The sequence below is a fragment of the Pseudomonas sp. GV047 genome, assembly GCF_003058245.1.
Lineage (GTDB): Bacteria > Pseudomonadota > Gammaproteobacteria > Pseudomonadales > Pseudomonadaceae > Aquipseudomonas > Aquipseudomonas marginalis.
Genome location: NZ_QCWA01000001.1, coordinates 595318 through 613626 on the forward strand (window position 1 = coordinate 595318; position 18309 = coordinate 613626).

Genomic DNA, 18309 nt, shown 5'->3' on the forward strand with positions numbered 1-18309 from the left:
CCTTGCCACCACGCTTGGTCAGGTCTTAATTGATACGCGGATGCTGCTGCACCAGGTTCTGGCGCTTGGCTTCCAGTTCGGCAATCTCGGCGTCGATGTCTTCGATTTTCTGCTCGATATTGTCGTGATGCTCCTGCAGCAACTCCTTCGCTTCTTCCATGTCCGACGCAGCCGGTGCGGCGCCGCGCAGGGGTTTGTTGGCGGTTTCCTTCATGGTCAGGCCGGTGATCAGGCCGACCACCGCAAACACCATCAGGTAGTAGGCGGGCATGTACAGGTCGTTGGTGCTTTCCACCAGCCAGGCCACCGCGGTAGGGGTGACGCCGGCGATCAATACGGAGACGTTGAACGCACTGGCCAAGGCACTGTAGCGCAGGTGCGTGGGGAACATCGCCGGCAGCGTGGACGCCATGACGCCGATAAAGAAGTTAAGCACGACGGCCAGGATCAGCAAGCCGGCGAAGATCAGGCCGGTCTTGCCGCTGGTAATCAGCATAAAGGCCGGAATGGCCAGGAACAGCAGGCCGATGCTGCCGGCGATGATGAAGGGCTTGCGGCCGATCTTGTCGCTGACAAAACCGATGAACGGCTGCACGAACAGCATGCCGACCATGATCGCGATGATGATCAGCACGCCGCTGTTTTCGGAGTAGTGCAGGTTATGGGACAGGTAGCTCGGCATGTACGTGAGCAGCATATAGTACGTCACGTTGGTGGCCGCGACGATGCCGATGCAAGTCAGCAGGCTGCGCCAGTGCTTGGTGGCGATCTCCTTGAATGACACTTTCGGGCCATGGGTCAGGCCTTCGCGGTCACCCTGTTCGAGCTTGTCGACATGCTGTTGGAACGCCGGGGTTTCTTCCAGCGCATGGCGCAGGTACAGGCCGATCATGCCCAGGGGCAGGGCCAGGAAGAACGGCAGGCGCCAGCCCCAGGCCTCGAAGTCGGCTTCGCCCAGCACGCTGGAGATCAGCACCACGACACCGGCACCGAGGACGAAACCGGCGATGGAGCCGAAGTCCAGCCAGCTGCCGAGGAAACCGCGCTTGCGGTCCGGCGCATATTCGGCAACGAAGATCGAGGCGCCGGTGTATTCACCGCCCACCGAGAAGCCCTGGGCCATTTTGCACAGCAGCAGCAGGATCGGCGCCCAGATGCCGATGGAGGCGTACCCGGGAATCAGGCCGATGGCGAAGGTGCTCAGCGACATGATCACAATGGTCGCGGCGAGGACTTTCTGGCGTCCGTATTTATCGCCCAGCGCGCCGAAGAACAGGCCGCCCAGGGGACGAATCAGGAACGGCACGGAGAACGTCGCCAGTGCCGCGATCATTTGTACGCTGGGGGAGGCGTCGGGGAAGAACACCTTGCCCAATACATAGGCGACAAACCCGTAGACACCAAAGTCGAACCACTCCATGGCGTTACCCAGTGCGGCGGCGGTGATCGCCTTGCGCATCTTGGCGTCGTCAACAATGGTGATGTCTTTCAAACCGATGGGCTTGACGCTTTTCTTACGTAATTTCATGCGGACCACTCTAAAACAGAACAGGGGAGGTGCCATCGTTGCAATGGCACCGCTCTGTCAGTTCAGATACAAGCGGACATGAAATAATTCACCGCTATTTGCGTTTTTTTGCCTGGGGCGCAATTTGCGTGCAATTGCCTGGGTTTTCGGGGTGAGCACCTACCCTGGGGCAAACCCGTTCGCCACAGTTGTAAAGAGGACTTATCCCGATGCCTGCCACCGTTTCCCGCCTTGTCTATCGTCCGCCACAGCTTGGGGATGTGCAGCGATTATTCGCGATCGTCGGTGACCCGCTGACCAATCTCTTCAATCCCTCCGGGCCCATGCCCAGCCTGTCCGCGGCCCAACGCCTGCTCGATCACTGGCTCCAGCAGTGGGCCGACAACGGCTATGGCTGGTGGGCGGTTGCCCGTATTGACGCGCCGGACTTCATCATCGGCTTTGGTGGAGTCGCCCCGCTTAACTACCTCACGCAACCGCGCGTCAACCTGGGCTACCGCTTTGCCGTGGAAGCCTGGGGGCAGGGCTACGCCACTGAGCTGGCACGCGATGCCCTGGCGTTGGCGTTTGACACCCTCCGTCTGCAGGAAGTGTTCGGCCTGGTGCGGCCCGATCACGCGGCGTCGATCCGTGTGCTGGAGAAGGTCGGCATGCAGCCGTTCGGTGTGCTCGACGATGTGCCCGGCAAGGCGCCGAGCCGGGTCATGCGCATTTGTCGTCCTACAACCTAGCCGCGCCTGACACTTTTCACACCCGTGAGATAGCCCGCAAAAGCCGTAATCTTTCAGATTGACAGCGGGTAGGTAGCCCGATATAAAAGCCACAGTTGTACGACGACATATGACGTTACATATGTCCTACCTAACAAAAATAAAAAGTGATGCCATGAACTTGATCGAGCCCATCAACGCCCAGCGCGTTGGCCAAGCTGTAGGCAACTATCGCTGGACCATCTGCGCGATGTTGTTTTTCGCGACCACCGTCAACTACCTCGACCGCCAGGTGCTCAGCCTGCTTGCGCCGCAGTTGTCGACGCAATTTGGCTGGAGCAACACCGATTACGCCAATATCGCGGCGGTGTTCCAGTTTGTGTATGCGATTTCCATGCTGTTTGCCGGGCGGTTTGTCGACAAGATCGGCACCAAGGCCGCCTACGTGATCGCGATTGCGGTCTGGTCCACCGGCGCCATCATGCATGCGTTCTCGGTGCCGATGGGCGAGGGCATCGCCGCGGTCAGCGCCGCGTTCGGCCTGGCGGTGATCCCCGTGTCCATCGCCGGCTTCATGCTGTCCCGGGCCGTGCTGGCGATTGGCGAGGCGGGTAACTTCCCGATTGCGATCAAGGCCACCGCCGAATATTTCCCCAAGAAAGAACGCTCGCTGGCCACCGGGATCTTCAACTCCGGCGCCAACGTCGGCGCGATCCTGGCGCCGATCTGCGTGCCCCTGATCGCCGGGATGTGGGGCTGGGAAGCGGCCTTTATGGTTATCGGCATGCTGGGCTTTGTGTGGGTGGCGGTTTGGGCGGCGGTGTATGAGAAGCCGGAGCAGCAGAAACGCCTGTCGGCCGAAGAGCTGGCCTATATCCGCAGCGACCAGGCGCAGCAGCCCTCTATCCCGCCGGTTGCAGGCGCGGTACAGAAAAAAGTCTCGTGGTTCAAGTTGCTCACCTACCGCCAGACCTGGGCGTTTGCCTTCGGCAAGTTCATGACCGATGGCGTGTGGTGGTTCTTCCTGTTCTGGCTGCCTACCTACCTGTCGGCGCAATACGGCATGAAAGGCGCCGATATCGTCATGCCGCTGGCCGTGCTGTACAGCATGACCATGGTCGGCAGCATCGGCGGCGGCTGGTTCCCCAGCTACTTCATGGCCCGTGGCGATGCCCCCTACGACGGCCGCATGAAAGCCATGCTGGTAATCGCGCTGTTCCCGTTGGTGGTGTTGCTGGCACAACCGTTGGGCTACATCAGCTTCTGGGTCCCGGTATTGCTGATCGGCGTCGGCGCCTCGGCGCACCAGGCGTGGTCGTGCAACATCTTCACCACCGTGTCCGACATGTTCCCGCAGAAAACCGTGGCCTCGGTGGTCGGCATCGGCGGCATGGCCGGCGGCATCGGCGGTGTGGTGATGACCAAGATCGGCGGCTGGGTGTTCGACTACTACAAGTCCATCAATGACATCCACACCGGCTACATGATCATGTTCGCGATCTGTGCGCTGGCGTACCTGGTGGCGTGGAGCGTGATGAAGACCCTGGTGCCGCGCCACAAGGAAATCACGGACCTGTAAACCCAGACCCGCTACCTCTGTGGTGAGCGGGCTTGTCGAATCGTCGCACCGCCCGCGTTGGGGTGCGAAGCGCCCCTAATAAAGACGGATGCGTTGTATCAGGCACTCCGCTGCGCCTGGTTTAGGGGCTGCTGCGCAGCCCAACGCGGGACAAGCCCGCTCGCCACAGGTCCGTCGAATCACCCATAACGTTGTGTCGAGCCCCATTCCTTCAAACGTCTTTTCTACAACGCGCGCGCCCAGGTCTGGCTGACCAGCTGCTTGCCGAAACTCAAGGTGGGCTCCTCTTCCACCAACTCGAAACCGGCTTTCTGGTAGAGCTTGCGCGCATCGGTCAGGGCGCTCATGGTCCACAGCATCATGCGGGTGTAGCCGGCATCGCGGGCAAAGCGCAGGCATTCGTCCACCAGGCGCTGGCCGATGCCCAGGCCCCGCGCACTCGCATCCACGTAGAGCATGCGCAGCTTGGCGGTTGTATCGTCATGGCGCACGACGAACACCGAACCCACCACCTCGCCATCCTTCTCCGCGATCCAGCAGTGCTCCCGCGCCGGGTCGAACTCGCGCAGGTACTTGGCGACGATCTCCGCCACCAGCGCTTCAAACTCCCAGTTCCAATGGTATTCGCGGGCATACAGCGCGGCTTGCCGCTGCACCACCAGGCCCATATCCCCGGGGCGTGGATCGCGCAGCAGGTAGCTCGACGGGCTGCCTTGCAACAGGGCCTGGATGCGTTGCATGGCGTCGGTCAATTGCTGCTGCTGGGGTTCGGGCAGGCTCTCGAGCAGGGCGATGACTTCATCCTGGGTCTGCTGTTCCAGCGGCGCCAGGACCGCGCGACCGAGATCGGTGAGGTGCAATTGCACCGCGCGCGCATCGGTGGCGCAGCGGACTTTCTGGATCAGGCCGTTTTTCTCGAAGCCACTGGTCAGGCGACTCAGGTAACCCGCGTCGAGGCTGAGCATCTGGCACAGGTCGGCGCTGGTGAGGTCGCCACGGGAGGACAGCTCGTACATCACCCGAATTTCAGTCAGGGAATAGTCGCTGTGCAGCAGGTGTTCCTGCAGCACGCCGATCTGGTGGGTGTAGAAGCGATTGAAGCCGCGCACGATGCCGGCGCGTTCCACAAGCAGGGGAGTGGACATGGCGGATGCTCGAATGGTTGCCTTAGGCAATTATATTGTTGCCTCAGGCAAGCATGTCAATGGCTTTGCTCGACGGTCACCGTCCTCCCTGCACTGGCCGTCGCCTGGGGGCTCGTCAATATGATTCGAATCGCCATGACCACGCCGATCAGCACCGCGCCCAGGCCCGCGGCTTCCATGAGTGTGGGCCAGCGCCCGTGGAACCCCAGGCCAAGCAGGGTGGCGAAGAGGGATTCGAGGGCGATCAATTGGCCGCTGAGCACCATCGGCAGGCGTCGGGTCGCGGCGTTCCAGGCCCAGGCGCCGACGAGGGTCGACATCACCGCAATGATCAGGGCCCAGGCATAGAGCGGGCCTGCCTGGGAAAGGCCGAAGCCGAGCGTCGGCAGCGTGAACAAGCCAAGTGCCTGGATGAACGGCAGCAGGCACAACGTGGCGACACCGGCGCCCACCATCATCAGTGCGGTCCAGAGGCCGGTTGCCTGCGCCGCGAGGTGCGTCAGTTGCCGTTGGTTGATCACGCTGAACCACAACCAGAGGGCGACCGCACTCAGGGAAAAAAACAGCCCCGCCAACCAGGCGCTTGTATCCAATGCAGGTTGATGAAAGCTGCTGATGTTCGACAGCACGAGGCCCGTCGTGAGGCATGCCAGGGGGGCTGCCAGTCGGCGCCATGGGACTGTCCGGGTGCTGGCGTTACCCACCAGGGCCAACAATACCGGCACCGTGCCGATAAACGCCGGGGTCATGACCGGGCCGCCGAACATCACGCCGGCAGCGATGCACAGGCCGTAGCCCAGGCAACCCACCGCCCCGAGGGTGGCAGCGAGGCATCGCTGGGCGGGCCTGAGCGTGCGCAGTTGTGCCCGGCATAGCAGCACACCCGTGCCGCCCAGCACGCCTGCGATCAAAAACCGCACGGCCATCAGGTCATAAAGGCTGTAGCCGCCAGTGACGTAGGGCGCGATGAAGTTCAGCGCCCAGCCCAGTGTGGCAACAATCGCGAGCAGCACGCCGACGGCAATGGAGGTCTGTGCAGCGTTCATCCGGGGCATCCATTGAGGTAATGGATCCATGGTGCCCAGTCATGCGGGTGTGCTACAAACGAGTTCTCGGCCGTGGATGTATAACCTCAGATTATGAATACACTTGGCAAGACCCTGCCGCCCCTGGCCAGCCTGTTGCCGTTTGAAGCGGCGGCACGCCTGGGCAGTTTCTCCAAGGCAGCCGATGAGCTGCACATCACCCAGGCCGCCATCAGCCGCCAGATTCGCGGGCTGGAAGACAACCTGGGGGTGAAGCTGTTCAGCCGGCGCAACCGGGCGGTGTTCCTCACCCAAGAGGGGCGGGAACTGGGCCGGGTGGTCGGCGAGGCGCTGCGCAGCATCAGTGAGAGTGCCACCAGCCTGCGGGGGTCAACCCACAGTCATCGCGTGGTGTTGCTGTGCCAGTTGTGCGAAGCGTTTTATTGGCTGATGCCGCGCCTGTCGACGTTCCACCAGCAATACCCGCACATCGAAATCCAGGTGGTGACCTCCACCCGGCCCCTGACGGAGTTCACCAGTCACTTCGACGTGGCCTTGCAAAGTACCGGGCGCGCGAGTGGCAGCCATCCGCTGATGTTCACCGCCGCCGACGAAGTGTTCCCGGTGTGCAGCCCCGGCTATCTGGACAGCAAACCACCGCTGTCGCTCGCCGGGTTGCAGTCGCGCACCTTGTTGCACCACAGCTCCCATCCTCCGCACCTGATGGAGTGGGACAGCTGGTTGCAGGTGTTCGGCCAGGCCTTGGGCGGGGAGGTGCGCGGTGCGACCTTCGATAGCTACCCGCTGATGTTGCAGGCGGCGGTGGAGGGGCATGGGATCGCCATGGGCTGGCGGCGTACGGCGAGCCGGTTGATTGACAGCGGGGCGCTGGTAAGGCCCTGTGTCGAGAGTGTGCATTTGCCCCAGGCGCTATCGATTTATCGGCAGCAGGGAGAGGACATCCGCGCTGAAGTCATGGCGTTGCTCGACTGGCTGGAGGTGCAATTGCAGGATGAAGTCTGACAGGGGCGCCGCCGCCCCTGTCATATGCCGCTATGGCTTGCGCGTCACCCGCCACACGGTATTGGCCAGGTCGTCGGCGATGATCAGCGCGCCTTTCGGGTCCACCGTCACCCCCACCGGGCGCCCACGGGTCTTGCCGTCGTCACCGCGAAAGCCGGTGGCGAAATCAATCGGCTCACCCGATGGCTTGCCATTGCTGAACGGCACGAAGATCACCTTGTAGCCCACCGGGTTGTCGCGGTTCCAGCTGCCGTGCTCGCCGACGAATACGCCGTCGGCAAATTGCTCGCCCATGGCCGGGATGGAAAAGTCCACGCCGAGTGCGGCCACGTGGGAGCCCAGGCTGTAGTCGGGCTTGATCGCGGCGGCGACTTTGGCCGGGTTCTGCGGTTGCGCGCGCGGGTCGACGTTCTGGCCCCAATAGCTGTAGGGCCAGCCGTAGAACGCGCCTTCTTTCACCGAGGTCAGGTAGTCGGGCACCAGGTCGGGGCCGAGTTCGTCGCGTTCGTTGACCACCGTCCACAGTTGCCCGGAGTCGGGTTGGATGGTCAGCGCCGTCGGGTTGCGCAGGCCGGTGGCGTATGGTTTGTGCGCGCCGGTCGCTGCATCGATCTGCCAGACCATGGCGCGGTCGATTTCCACTTCCATGCCACGTTCGGTCACGTTGCTGTTGGAGCCGATCCCCACATACAACTGGCGTCCATCGGCACTCACCGCCAGGGACTTGGTCCAGTGATGGTTGATCTGCGCCGGCAGGTCGGTGACTTTCACCGGTGCGCCGCTGGCCTTGGTCTGGCCATCGGTGTAGTCGAAGCGCACCAGCGCATCCTGGTTGGCCACGTAGAGCTTGCCATCGGCAAACGCCAGGCCGTAGGGCGCGTTGAGGTTGTCGGCGAACACCGTCTTCAACTCATAGGTGCCGTCACCGTCGGCATCGCGCAGCAGCGTCAGGCGGTTACCGCCTTTTACCTTGGTGTTGCCCTGGGCCTTGATCACGCTGGCGATCACATCCTTGGGCTTGAGCTTGGCCGCACTGCCGCCACGGCCTTCGGCGATCAGGATGTCACCGTTGGGCAGCACCAACGTCTGGCGCGGGATGGCCAGGTCGGTGGCGATGGCCGTGACGCTGTAGCCGTCGGGCACCTTGGGTTTCTGATCGCCCCAGGGGGTGGGCTCGGCGATCTTCATGCTCGGCAACAGGCTGCTTTGTTGCTCCGGCAACGTGGGGTCGGGGCCACGGGCCTGGGTCTTGTCGCCTTCGCCGCCGCAGGCGCTCAGCAACAGCGCGGCGCTCAATACGCTCAGTGTGTGGGGCGTTTTCATTTGGCACCTCCCGAGCGCAGGCCGGTCCAGGTGGCCGCCAGTGTCAGCAGCAAGACGACGGCGGACATGATCAGCCCGGCAGGCATTGAGGCGTAGGCATCCTTGGCATGTTGAAAGGCATTGACCAGCCCTAATACCCAGGTGGCTAACAGCAGCAGGACATACCGCGTGGGTTGCCCCGCCTTGCGCTCGGCGCGAAGCAGGTTGACCAGCGCAAACAGGAACGCGAACCCACAGAACACCAGAGCACCGGCAATCAACCAGGACGCAAAGTTGGCCCATTGGATCTGGTAGGTCTGGGTGTAGGCAATGTCGCTGAGCAAGGCCCCGAGAAACAGCGGCACGGTGCCGGCCAGCAAGGTCGCATGCAGCGGCCCCGGCGTGTATCGGTAGGCGGGAAGGGTTGTCATGGTAAGGCGGCTCCTTGTTGTACAACGCCCCTGGTCGGGGCTGCGCATAGGAAATGAACGCCTTACGTATCAGATAGTTCAGCATAATTCGTGTCGAAATATTAAGAACCAGCCGGAAAGCTGGCATGCTCAAGGCTTCACATAAGGAGCCGTCCCCATGCCAACCCTGCACCTGCTGTGCGGCAAGATCGCCTCGGGCAAGTCGACACTGGCCAAGACCCTGGTGGCCGAACACGCCGCCATCCTGCTCAGCGAAGACACCTGGCTCGCCCAGTTGTACCCCGGTGAAATCCTCTCGATCGCCGACTACCTGCGCTGTGCCCAGCGTATTCGCGGGGTGTTGGGCCCGTTGGTGATCAACCTGCTTGAGTCCGGCGTCAACGTGGTGCTGGATTTTCCCGCCAATACCCTGGCCAATCGCGAATGGCTGCTGGGGTTGGCGCAGGCCGCCAAGGTGCCGCACCGCCTGCATTACCTCGAGCTGGACGACGCCACCTGCCGCGCAAGGCTGCATGCGCGCAATGCCCGGGGCGATCATGATTTCGCGGCGACGGATGCCGAGTTCGAGCTGATCACCCGGCATTTCTGCGTGCCGAGTGAGGCGGAAGGGCTGGTGATCGAGGTGCATCGCCCATGAGTCCGCCTTCTGCGGGCATCGACGCGGACGGTTTTATCCTCACCGTCCCCGACACCGCCGTGCAGCTTGAATACCAGCCGTTGCTGGCGGATGTCTGCGCGTCGCTCTCGAGGGACGACCTGGGCCTGGACGGCCTCTATCTCTACGGCAGTGTCGCAAGGGGCGACGCCATTCCCGGCGTTTCCGACCTCGACCTCACCTTGGTGCTGCACGAGCCGGCAACCGCGGAGCTATTGGCCCGGCTGGAGGCAGTCCGGCGTGCGCTGGAGCAGCGGCACCCCCTTGTCACCAAGGTGGATTTCGATATCGGCCACCGCGCGCAAGTACTGGCGGCGGAAAACCGCAACAGGTGGGGCTTCTGGCTCAAACACCAGTGCCGCTGCCTGTGGGGCAATGATCTGTCAGTGCATTTCGAACGGTTTCGGCCATCCCGTGACATCGCGCTGGCGGTAAATGGTGATTTTCACGCCGTATTGAGCACGTACCTCACGCGCATCGCGTGCGCCGACACCGAGGTGCAGCGACTTCGCTTGCAGCGCGAGGCTTCACGCAAGCTGATCAGGTCCACCCATGTATTGCTTTCGGAAGATGCGTCGACATGGCCCCTCACCCTCGAAGAGCATGTGGCGATGTTCGTCCGGGGGTATCCGCAGCGGGTCACTCACCTTGCGTTCTTTCTCTTTGAGGCCAGGAACCCTGGCGCCACGATGGAAAACTTCACCGCGCGGCTTCGGGCTTTTCTGGATTGGATGGATTCACCCACCGTCCTTCCTACGTACGTAGCGGATTAAAAATGTGGAGCTGTGCTTGCGCCATAAGGCTTATCCAAAGATGATAGGTTTATTAGCGTTAAACCTGACCTTTCATACGTCAAGCCTATGGAACTCCCATGATCAACTTCCGCCTTATTCGCCACCTCTGGCTGTTCCTCGCCGTGGCCGAAGAACAGAACTTCGGCCGTGCCGCCAAGCGCCTGGGCATGTCGCAGCCGCCGTTGAGCGAGCAGATCCAGGTGCTGGAGCAGGCGCTCAAGGTCACGTTGTTCGAGCGTTCGCGGCGGGGCGCCAAGTTGACGCCGGTGGGTGCGGCGATCCTGCCGGCGGTGCGCAAGTTCGCCGAACAGTTGGAGCGCCTGGAGCTGGCGGTGGAGGAGGCGGTGGCGGGGCAGTCGGGCATGCTCACCATTGGCGCGATTTCCACGGCGATGTTTGATGTGTTGCCTGGCTTGATCGACCTGCTCAAGCAGCGATACCCCCAGCTCACCGTATCGGTGCGCGAGATCGACAGCGTGGAGGCGGTACCGGCGCTGGAGGCGGGGGATATCGACCTGGCGTTTGCGCGATTGGACGGCGACCTCGGCCCGGCGATCCAGTCCTTGCCGTTGCGCGAGGACCGCCTGATGGTGGCGCTGCCCGGCGATCACCCGCTGGCGTCGCGCACGCGCATCAGCCTGTCGAGCCTGGCCAGCGAGCCTTTGGTGATGTTTTCGCGCAAGGTCAGCCCGGTGTACTTCGACAACCTGATCGCCACGTGCCGCGCCAGCGGGTTCTCGCCGCGGGTGCTGCATGAGGTGCGTTCGGTGGCCTCGCAGATTGCCTTTGTCAGCTGCGGCCAGGGCATCGCGCTGGTGCCGGCCTCGTTGAAAAAACTCGCCCCGGATAACGTGGTGCTGCGGGCCTTGACCCAGAAGCTCAACGTCGTGACGACGGCGGTCGCCTGGAACTCGCAAAGGCCAAACCCGTTAGTCACAGAACTGGTCGCACAATTCCAGGCTCATACGATTGGCGTATGAAAACGTTCTGCAATCGGTCATTTACACGCGCAGGGAAACCCTTGAAATTGGCCGCCTTTGTGTTCAAGGAGCCCTCGCCATGTCGTTCACTCACACCCGTCTGCCGCTGACGGTAGATGGCGTATCGCTGGATATCGCCGCCCTGCATCGCTCCGGTGAGCACGCGCCGATCCTGTTCCTGCACGGCTTTGGCTCCACCAAGGAAGACTACGCCGATATCGTCCTGCACCCGGCTTTCGACGGGTATCCCTTTGTTGCGTATGACGCGCCCGGCTGTGGCGAAAGTGAATGCGCCGACCTGGGGGCAATCAGCATCCCGTTCCTGCTCGAAACCGCCTTGCAGGTGCTGGAGCACTTCCAGATCGAACGTTTCCACCTGGTCGGCCACTCCATGGGCGGGTTGACGGCCTTGCTGCTGGCGCACCGTTTCCCTGGCCGTGTCCTGAGTTTCACCGATATCGAAGGCAATATCGCCGCGCAAGACTGCTTTCTCAGTCGCCAGATCGTCGACTACCCGGCGGATGACCCGGAGGTGTTCTTCAGCGCCTTGATCGAACGCACCCGCCAGGCGCCGGCGTATGCCAGCGCCCTGTATTCAGCGAGCTTGCGCCACAAGGTCCGCGCCGGCGCGGTGCGCGGGATTTTCCAATCGATGGTGACGCTTTCCGATAACGCCGACCTGATGGACAAGTTCCTCGGCCTGCCATGCCCGAAGCTGTTCATGTACGGCGCGCAGAACGCCGGGCTGTCCTACCTGCCGCACATCCAGGCTAACGGTGTGCGCCTGGCGCCCATTGCGACGTGCGGGCACTTCCCGATGTATTCCAACCCACAGGCGATGTGGCAACAGATCGCGGCATTCATCAGGACTTGAAGCGCCCCACCAGGCCATTCAGCTCATCCGACAGGTTCGACAGGCGCCCCGAGTCGTCCTGCGCCGAGTTGGCCAGGCTTTCCACCAGGCGTGCCTCGTCGTAGATCTGCTGGATATGCCGGTTGATCTCTTCGGCCACGCTGTGTTGTTCCTCCGCGGCGGCGGAGATTTGCAGGTTCTGGTCGCGGATTTCGTTGACCGACAGCTGGATGCCTTCAAAGCTGTCCCGCGCGCTTTCGATGGACGACACACTGGCCCGTGACAGGTCCAGGCAACTGCCCATTTTTTGCGTGACTTCCTGGGTCTTGTTTTCCAGGGTGCCGAGCAGGTGCTCGATCTCGCCGGTGGAGTCGGAGGTGCGCTTGGCCAACGCGCGCACCTCGTCGGCGACCACGGCAAAGCCACGGCCCTGGTCACCGGCACGGGCAGCCTCGATGGCGGCATTGAGGGCCAGCAGGTTGGTCTGTTCGGCAATCGCACGGATGGTGCCGATGATCTGGTTGATGCTGCGGCTGCCGGCTTCCAGTTCGACCATGGCGTCGGACGACTCGGTCAGGCGGCGGCCCAGGCGGTTGACGTTATCGGTGGTGACTTCGATCTGCTGCTTGCCCTCGGCCACGCGGCGATGGCCGTTCTCCGCCGACTCTGCCGCACTGCTGCAGGAGCGGGCGACTTCGTTGGCGGTGGCGACCATTTCGTTGAACGCGGTGGACACCAGTTCCACCGCCTCGCGCTGGCGCCCGGCGGCTTCGTTCATGTTATGTGCGACTTCGCTGTTGACCTTGGAGGCGTTGTGCAAATTGGCCGACGCCGCGCCGATGTGCTGGATCAATTGGCGAATCGCGGCGAGGAACTTGTTGAACCAGCCGGCCAGTTCGGCGGTTTCATCCTTGCCCTGCACCTGCAGTGCGTGGCGCAGGTCGCCTTCACCCTCGGCAATCGACTGCAAGCCGCTGCTGACCTGGCCGATGGGCTTGACGATCACCTTGGAAAACGCCGCCGCAAGCACGCCGAAGATCAGCACCAGCACGCCGACGATGACCGCTGTGAGGTAGGTCATGCGCGTGGCTTCGGCCATCACTTCGCGGTGCTCGATCAGGCCGATATAGCGCCAGCCCAGGCCGGGAGAGGTCCACACGTTGGCCATGTAGCGCACGCCGTCGATTTCCACCTCGGTAGAACCCTGGGACGTCTCGGCCAGGTGCGCATAGGCGGCGCCCAGGTCCTTGAGCGGCTTGAAGCTGTGGGCGGCGTCGCGCGGGTCGACCAGCACCACGCCGTCTTCGATCAGCATCACGTAGCCGCTTTCGCCGAGCTTGATGCTCTTGACCAGTTCGGTGAGGTTCTTCAGCGACACGCTGACCACGAACACGCCCTTGGCCTTGCCGGCGTTATCCAGCAGCGCCCGGGCAGTGCCCACCAGCGCCACGTCGTCTTTGTCGTAGTAGTAAGCCGGCGTGCGCACGGTCTTGCCGGGGCTGGCCATCGCGGCCTTGTACCAGGGGCGCGTGCGTGGATCGTACTTGGCCAACTGCGGGTCATCCGGCCATTTGGCGTAGGTACCGTCTTCCAGGCCGATGGACAGGATCGCGGCGGCCGGGTGCGTGGCGCCGAAGCGTGCAAAGCGCTTGATCACATCCTGCGCCGCCGCCGGCATCGGCTGGCTGGCTGCATCGGCAGGCTGGTAATTCTTCAGAGAGTCCACGGCGGTGTATACAGGATCGGTGGCCATTTGATCGACGTTCTGCAGTGTGCCGTCGAAGAACTGGCGGATATTGCCGTCGATCTGGCGGATTTCCCGGGTGCTGCCATCGATGAACTGATCCACCGCCTGGGTCCGTGTGTTCATCACGGAGATCACGGCCACCAGGCTTACCGGAATAAACGCCACAGAGACAAATGCCAGCACCAGCTTATTTTTTATTTTCATCGAGACGACCATCAGCGCAGAGGGTGGTCAAATCGTCCGCTCAGGAAAAACAGCGCGGCGATTTGCTATCACTGCTGTTTCGGCCCGGTGCCGGTAAATCTTTAGGGTTTTTTGTACACAATACAAAGTGCTTATTGTTCTGTATCCAATCAGTAGACATCACGCAGGTAACGCTTCTGTTCGCTCAACTGGCGCCAGTACTCCACTGCGCCCTCAACGCCAAGCCCGCCGTGGGTTTGCGCGACCTGGCGCAGCGCCTGGTCGACATCCTTGGCCATATGGCTGGCATCCCCGCAGATATACAGCCTGGCGCCGTCCTGCAACCAGCGCCACAGCTCGGCACCCTGTTCGTGGATGCGGTCCTGTACGTAGATCTTTTGCGCCTGGTCGCGGGAGAACGCCAGGCTCAGGTGGGTGAGCAGGCCGTCGCGCTGCATGCCTTGCAGTTCATCCTGGTAATAGAAGTCGCTGGCCGCGTGCTGCTCGCCGAAGAACAGCCAGTTGCGGCCCTGGTGCCCCTGGGCCCGACGTTCCTGCAAAAACGCGCGGAACGGCGCCACACCGGTGCCGGGGCCGATCATGATCATCGGTACGTCGCCGTCGGCCGGTGTGCGGAAGTGCTTGGACGGCTGCACGAACAACGGCACCTCGCTGTCTGCGGCGCGGTCGGCGAGGAAGGTCGAGGACACGCCCTTGCGCTTGCCATAACGCACGGCGGCCACGGTGAGGTGCACTTCCTGTGGGTAGGCCTTGGCGCTGGAGGCGATTGAATACAAACGTGGTTGCAGGCGCTTGAGGGTGCCGAGCAGTTCGTCCGCCGAGCAATCGATGGGGTACTCGTGCAGCACATCCACCAGTTGCCGGCCCCACAGCCAAGCCTGCAGTTCGGTCTTGTGCTCGGGGCTCAGCAGGCGCTTAAGGCCTGGGTTGGCACTGCGCTCGGCGATAAAGGCGAGGGTGTCGCTGCTGGGGCGGGCGATTTCGAAACGCTGGGTCAATGCCTGGTGCAGCGGTACATCGCCGAAGGTGTCGATGTTCACGCAGGCACTGGCATCCAGGCGCGTCAGGTCGAGCAGTTCGTTGACCAGTTCCGGGCAGTTGCGCGGCATCACTCCCAAGGCATCACCGGCTTCATAGCTCAGCCCGGAGTCGGTCAGGTCCAGGGCGAACTGGCGGGTTTCCTTGTGGGTGCTCTGCGGGTTCAGGTGCCGGTTGAGCAGCAGCCGTGAGCCATGCAGCTTGGTTTTGCCGGCCGGTGTGGCGGGTGTTACCGGGGCTACGGGCTTTGCCGGGTGGAGGGTCTGTTGGAATTGGGCCAGCCACGCATCGGCGCGCTCTTCGAATTCGGTGTCGCAATCCACGCGCTCCAGCAGGCGGGTCGCGCCCAGCTCCAGCAGGCGCTGGTCAAGGCGTTTGCCGTGCTTGCAGAACTGGTCGTAATTCGGATCGCCCAGGGCCAGTACCGCAAAGCGCAGCGACTCCAGGCGCATCTCGGCGGTGCTGAGGCTGTGCCAGAAGCCTTCGCCATTGTCCGGCGGGTCGCCGTCGCCGAAGGTACTGCTGATCAGCGCCAGGTTTTGTGTGCTCGCCAGTTTGCTGGCCGGGAAATCCGCCATCGCGCTGAGCTCGACGCTGATACCGGCGTCGCGCAGGCGCTTGGCGAATCGCTCGGCGAGGGCTTCGGCGTTGCCGGTCTGGGAGGCCCATAACAGGGTGACGGCCGGGGAGGGCGTTGCGGCGATGGCGCTGACGTCTGCGCGGCTGAACAATCCGCCGAGCAAACCGTCCAGCCACAGTCGGGAATCCTTGGTCAGCGGCGCATGGGTTGGCATCACCGGCACACCCGCTGCCAGGCGCCCGGCCTCGGAGCGCAGACCGCTGAGGAAACCTGCCAGGTAAGTACGCTCGCTGTCGCTCAGTGTCGGCGCCGGCACGTTACGGAGGCCGGCAATATCGGCGAAGGCGTCGAGGCGCGACAGGGTGAGGTCCTCTACTAAGGGGGGCAAGTCTTGCGAGACCGGCCCATCGAGAAACTGGTGATCGATCAACTCGACCCGGGCCAGGGCGACGGCACAGAACTTGAACTCGGGTTGCAGGGAAATCGGATCGACCGCGTCGTTGGTCACCGCGTTGATCGCCAGGTTTTCGCCAAATACATCGTTCCAGTGGAAAGGCGCAAAACAGTTGCCCGGCCGCACGCGGTCGGTGACCACCGCAGGCAGTACGGCACGCCCGCGGGAGGAGCGCACCTCCACGCGGTCCTTGTCCTGGATGCCCAGGCTGGCGGCGTCTTCGGGGTGCAGTTCGACGAAGGGGCCGGGGTTGAGTTTGTTCAGGGTGGCGACCTTGCCGGTCTTGGTCAGGGTGTGCCACTGGTGCTGCAAACGCCCGGTGTTGAGCACGAAAGGGAAGGCCTCATCCGGCATCTCCGCCGGCGGCATATGCGGACGCGCCAGGAACTGGCCCTTGCCGTTCTCGGTGGCGAATCTGAGCGTGCCTGTATTCAGGTAGCGGATCGGGTTGCGGTCCGCGCCGGCGTCTGAAGCGCAGGGCCATTGCAGCGGTTGCGCGCGCAGCCGTTGATGGCTGGCGCCGCGAATGTCATAGCCGGTCTTGGGGTTCCAGGCGCGCTTGATCTCGTCGAAGACCTCGGCGGCGCTGGCATAGGTGAAGGCTTCGGCAAAGCCCATCTCGCAAGCGACCCTGGCGATGATCTGCCAATCGGGCAAGGTCTGGCCCGGTGGTTCGACGGCTTTTTGCATCAGGGTCAGGTTGCGCTCGGAGTTGATCATCACCCCTTCGGCCTCGGCCCACAGCGCGCCGGGCAGCAGGATGTCGGCGTAGCGGTTGGTCTCGGTGTCGAGGAAGGCGTCCTGGGTGATCACCAGGTCGGCGGCTTGCAGGCCTTCGATGACCTTGCGGCGATTGGGCGCGCTGGCCACCGGGTTGGTGCAGATGATCCAGCAGGCCTTGATCTGCCCGGCGCTCATCTGCTCGAACAGCGCCACGGTGCCGCCGCCGACCTGGCGCGGCAGGCTGCCTGGGGGGATCTGCCAGAGGTCTTCGATAAATGCGCGGTCGGCTTCCACCAGCACCGAGCGCTGCCCCGGCAGGCCCGGGCCCATGTAGCCCATCTCACGGCCGCCCATGGCATTGGGTTGGCCGGTGAGGGAAAACGGCCCGCTGCCGGGGCGGCAGATGGCGCCGGTGGCCAGGTGCAGGTTGCACAGGGCGTTGGTGTTCCAGGTGCCGTGGGTGCTTTGGTTGAGGCCCATGGTCCAGCAGCTCATCCACTCGGCGGCGGCGCCTATCCAGTCGGCGGCCTGGCGGATATCCGCTTCCGCCAGGCCGGTGATCTCGGCGACCGTGTGCGGCGGGTAGTCCTCGAGAAAGCCGGGCATGGCCTCCCAGCCCTCGGTGAACGCGGCAATGAACGCGGGGTCGGTGTGGCCGTTCTTGACCAGCAGGTGCAACAGGCCATTGAGCAGGGCGAGGTCGGTGCCGGGTTTGATCGGCAGGTACAGGCCGGCCTTGTCCGCCGTGGCGCTGCGCCGTGGGTCGACCACGATCAGCTTCGCCCCGGCCTTGATCCGGTCCATCATGCGCAGGAACAGGATCGGGTGACAGTCGGCCATATTGGCGCCGATCACGAAGAACAGGTCGGCGCGGTCGAAGTCTTCATAGGAGCCCGGCGGCCCGTCGGAGCCCAGGGACAGCTTGTAGCCGCTGCCGGCGCTGGCCATGCACAGGCGCGAGTTGGACTCGACGTTGTTGGTGCGCACAAAGCCCTTGGCCAGCTTATTGATCAGGTACTGGGCCTCCAGGGACATTTGCCCGGAGACGTAAAAGGACAGGGCATCCGGCCCGTGACTGTCGAGGATGCCGCGCAGGCGCCCGGCGGTTTCGCTGATGGCGGTGTCCATGGCGATGCGCACCGGGTCGTGGTCACGCTTCTCGCGCAGGTAGGCGTTTTCCATCCGCCCGGACTCGGCGATGGCCTGCCCGCAGGTGGTGCCTTTGGTGCACAGGCGGCCGAAGTTGGTGGGGTGGGCCTTATCACCGATGACCTTGACCACCTTATTGTGCTCGACCTGCATGATGATGCCGCAGCCCACACCACAATAGGGACACACACTGCGTACGCTTTGGTTTGCCATCCGTCACCCTCGAAACTTTTTCTGCCCGCCAACAAAAAAGCGCCCTGCAACCCTCCGTTGGAAACGGGGATTGCACGGCGCCTTTGTCGTGAATGGGCAATCAGCGTTGACTGCTCTGTGTGTGTTCCTAGCAAGTCACGCGCCAATTTCTTAAGCACGGGCAAATTGTGGCAAGC

Annotated in this window: 14 protein-coding genes and 1 pseudogene; 7 read left to right on the forward strand and 8 right to left on the reverse strand. The window is 63.0% G+C overall.

Annotated features, from left to right (window positions below; all coding sequences use genetic code 11):
* Window positions 1-25 precede the first annotated feature (25 nt).
* Window positions 26-1528 carry a glycine betaine/L-proline transporter ProP gene (gene proP, locus C8K58_RS02770; protein ID WP_027608499.1) on the reverse strand — a complete coding sequence of 501 codons (1503 nt, stop codon included), beginning with the start codon at window positions 1526-1528 and terminating at the stop codon, window positions 26-28.
* A 209-nt stretch (window positions 1529-1737) separates the two neighbouring features.
* On the opposite strand from proP, the gene C8K58_RS02775 reads away from it, so the two are divergent.
* Both C8K58_RS02775 and C8K58_RS02780 read left to right on the forward strand, forming a co-directional pair.
* On the forward strand, window positions 1738-2259 hold the full coding sequence (locus C8K58_RS02775; protein WP_108572933.1) for a GNAT family N-acetyltransferase: 522 nt from the start codon (window positions 1738-1740) through the stop codon (window positions 2257-2259).
* A 154-nt stretch (window positions 2260-2413) separates the two neighbouring features.
* The gene (locus C8K58_RS02780) at window positions 2414-3817 is read left to right on the forward strand and encodes an MFS transporter (protein ID WP_098479347.1); all 1404 of its coding nucleotides are present in this window, start codon (window positions 2414-2416) and stop codon (window positions 3815-3817) included.
* A 224-nt stretch (window positions 3818-4041) separates the two neighbouring features.
* Here C8K58_RS02780 and C8K58_RS02785 read toward each other — a convergent pair whose 3' ends face one another.
* Together C8K58_RS02785 and C8K58_RS02790 are read right to left on the reverse strand one after the other, a co-directional pair.
* Window positions 4042-4962 (reverse strand): helix-turn-helix domain-containing GNAT family N-acetyltransferase, encoded by a 921-nt coding sequence (locus C8K58_RS02785; protein WP_108572934.1) that lies wholly within the window; start codon window positions 4960-4962, stop codon window positions 4042-4044.
* A gap of 56 nt (window positions 4963-5018) precedes the next feature.
* Window positions 5019-6008 carry a DMT family transporter gene (locus C8K58_RS02790; RefSeq protein WP_108572936.1) on the reverse strand — a complete coding sequence of 330 codons (990 nt, stop codon included), beginning with the start codon at window positions 6006-6008 and terminating at the stop codon, window positions 5019-5021.
* 93 nt (window positions 6009-6101) lie between these two features.
* On the opposite strand from C8K58_RS02790, the gene C8K58_RS02795 reads away from it, so the two are divergent.
* Window positions 6102-7010 (forward strand): LysR substrate-binding domain-containing protein, encoded by a 909-nt coding sequence (locus tag C8K58_RS02795; RefSeq protein WP_098479349.1) that lies wholly within the window; start codon window positions 6102-6104, stop codon window positions 7008-7010.
* 30 nt (window positions 7011-7040) lie between these two features.
* Here C8K58_RS02795 and C8K58_RS02800 read toward each other — a convergent pair whose 3' ends face one another.
* Window positions 7041-8333 (reverse strand): sorbosone dehydrogenase family protein, encoded by a 1293-nt coding sequence (locus C8K58_RS02800; protein WP_092356946.1) that lies wholly within the window; start codon window positions 8331-8333, stop codon window positions 7041-7043.
* Window positions 8330-8743, reverse strand: a complete 414-nt coding sequence (locus tag C8K58_RS02805; RefSeq protein WP_065942086.1) for a DUF2231 domain-containing protein — start codon at window positions 8741-8743, stop codon at window positions 8330-8332. Before C8K58_RS02805 ends, C8K58_RS02800 begins: the two co-directional genes overlap by 4 nt.
* A gap of 157 nt (window positions 8744-8900) precedes the next feature.
* Between C8K58_RS02805 and C8K58_RS02810 the strand changes: the two genes are divergently transcribed.
* The 4 genes from C8K58_RS02810 (at window position 8901) to C8K58_RS02825 (ending at window position 12046) form a co-directional block, all read left to right on the forward strand.
* Window positions 8901-9380 carry an ATP-binding protein gene (locus tag C8K58_RS02810; protein ID WP_108572938.1) on the forward strand — a complete coding sequence of 160 codons (480 nt, stop codon included), beginning with the start codon at window positions 8901-8903 and terminating at the stop codon, window positions 9378-9380.
* Window positions 9377-10171, forward strand: a complete 795-nt coding sequence (locus C8K58_RS02815) for a nucleotidyltransferase domain-containing protein (RefSeq protein WP_108572940.1) — start codon at window positions 9377-9379, stop codon at window positions 10169-10171. Before C8K58_RS02810 ends, C8K58_RS02815 begins: the two co-directional genes overlap by 4 nt.
* Window positions 10172-10269: 98 nt before the next feature.
* Window positions 10270-11172, forward strand: a complete 903-nt coding sequence (locus C8K58_RS02820; protein WP_027608490.1) for a LysR family transcriptional regulator — start codon at window positions 10270-10272, stop codon at window positions 11170-11172.
* A 79-nt stretch (window positions 11173-11251) separates the two neighbouring features.
* Window positions 11252-12046: an alpha/beta fold hydrolase gene (locus tag C8K58_RS02825; RefSeq protein ID WP_108572942.1), complete on the forward strand. Its 795-nt coding sequence runs from the start codon at window positions 11252-11254 to the stop codon at window positions 12044-12046.
* Here the strand turns inward: C8K58_RS02825 and C8K58_RS32925 are convergent.
* The 3 genes and pseudogenes from C8K58_RS32925 to C8K58_RS02835 all read right to left on the reverse strand — a co-directional run bounded on the left by C8K58_RS32925 (window position 12036) and on the right by C8K58_RS02835 (window position 18133).
* The gene (locus tag C8K58_RS32925; protein WP_370737674.1) at window positions 12036-12803 is read right to left on the reverse strand and encodes a methyl-accepting chemotaxis protein; all 768 of its coding nucleotides are present in this window, start codon (window positions 12801-12803) and stop codon (window positions 12036-12038) included. The two genes, C8K58_RS02825 and C8K58_RS32925, sit on opposite strands and share 11 nt — an antisense overlap.
* Before the next feature lie 87 nt (window positions 12804-12890).
* Window positions 12891-13988, reverse strand: a pseudogene (locus tag C8K58_RS32930) (cache domain-containing protein); the annotation flags it as partial.
* A 137-nt stretch (window positions 13989-14125) separates the two neighbouring features.
* Entirely contained in the window at window positions 14126-18133 is a 4008-nt protein-coding gene (locus C8K58_RS02835; RefSeq protein WP_108572944.1) for a bifunctional nitrate reductase/sulfite reductase flavoprotein subunit alpha, read from the reverse strand.
* Window positions 18134-18309: the final 176 nt, after the last annotated feature.

Bases quoted from the DNA above. Each gene is read 5' to 3' on its own strand.
- proP (WP_027608499.1), bottom strand. From the start codon at position 1,528: ATGAAATTACGTAAGAAAAGCGTCAAGCCCATCGGTTTGAAAGACATC.
- C8K58_RS02775 (WP_108572933.1), top strand. From the start codon at position 1,738: ATGCCTGCCACCGTTTCCCGCCTTGTCTATCGTCCGCCACAGCTTGGG.
- C8K58_RS02780 (WP_098479347.1), top strand. From the start codon at position 2,414: ATGAACTTGATCGAGCCCATCAACGCCCAGCGCGTTGGCCAAGCTGTA.
- C8K58_RS02785 (WP_108572934.1), bottom strand. From the start codon at position 4,962: ATGTCCACTCCCCTGCTTGTGGAACGCGCCGGCATCGTGCGCGGCTTC.
- C8K58_RS02790 (WP_108572936.1), bottom strand. From the start codon at position 6,008: ATGAACGCTGCACAGACCTCCATTGCCGTCGGCGTGCTGCTCGCGATT.
- C8K58_RS02795 (WP_098479349.1), top strand. From the start codon at position 6,102: ATGAATACACTTGGCAAGACCCTGCCGCCCCTGGCCAGCCTGTTGCCG.
- C8K58_RS02800 (WP_092356946.1), bottom strand. From the start codon at position 8,333: ATGAAAACGCCCCACACACTGAGCGTATTGAGCGCCGCGCTGTTGCTG.
- C8K58_RS02805 (WP_065942086.1), bottom strand. From the start codon at position 8,743: ATGACAACCCTTCCCGCCTACCGATACACGCCGGGGCCGCTGCATGCG.
- C8K58_RS02810 (WP_108572938.1), top strand. From the start codon at position 8,901: ATGCCAACCCTGCACCTGCTGTGCGGCAAGATCGCCTCGGGCAAGTCG.
- C8K58_RS02815 (WP_108572940.1), top strand. From the start codon at position 9,377: ATGAGTCCGCCTTCTGCGGGCATCGACGCGGACGGTTTTATCCTCACC.
- C8K58_RS02820 (WP_027608490.1), top strand. From the start codon at position 10,270: ATGATCAACTTCCGCCTTATTCGCCACCTCTGGCTGTTCCTCGCCGTG.
- C8K58_RS02825 (WP_108572942.1), top strand. From the start codon at position 11,252: ATGTCGTTCACTCACACCCGTCTGCCGCTGACGGTAGATGGCGTATCG.
- C8K58_RS32925 (WP_370737674.1), bottom strand. From the start codon at position 12,803: ATGAACGAAGCCGCCGGGCGCCAGCGCGAGGCGGTGGAACTGGTGTCC.
- C8K58_RS02835 (WP_108572944.1), bottom strand. From the start codon at position 18,133: ATGGCAAACCAAAGCGTACGCAGTGTGTGTCCCTATTGTGGTGTGGGC.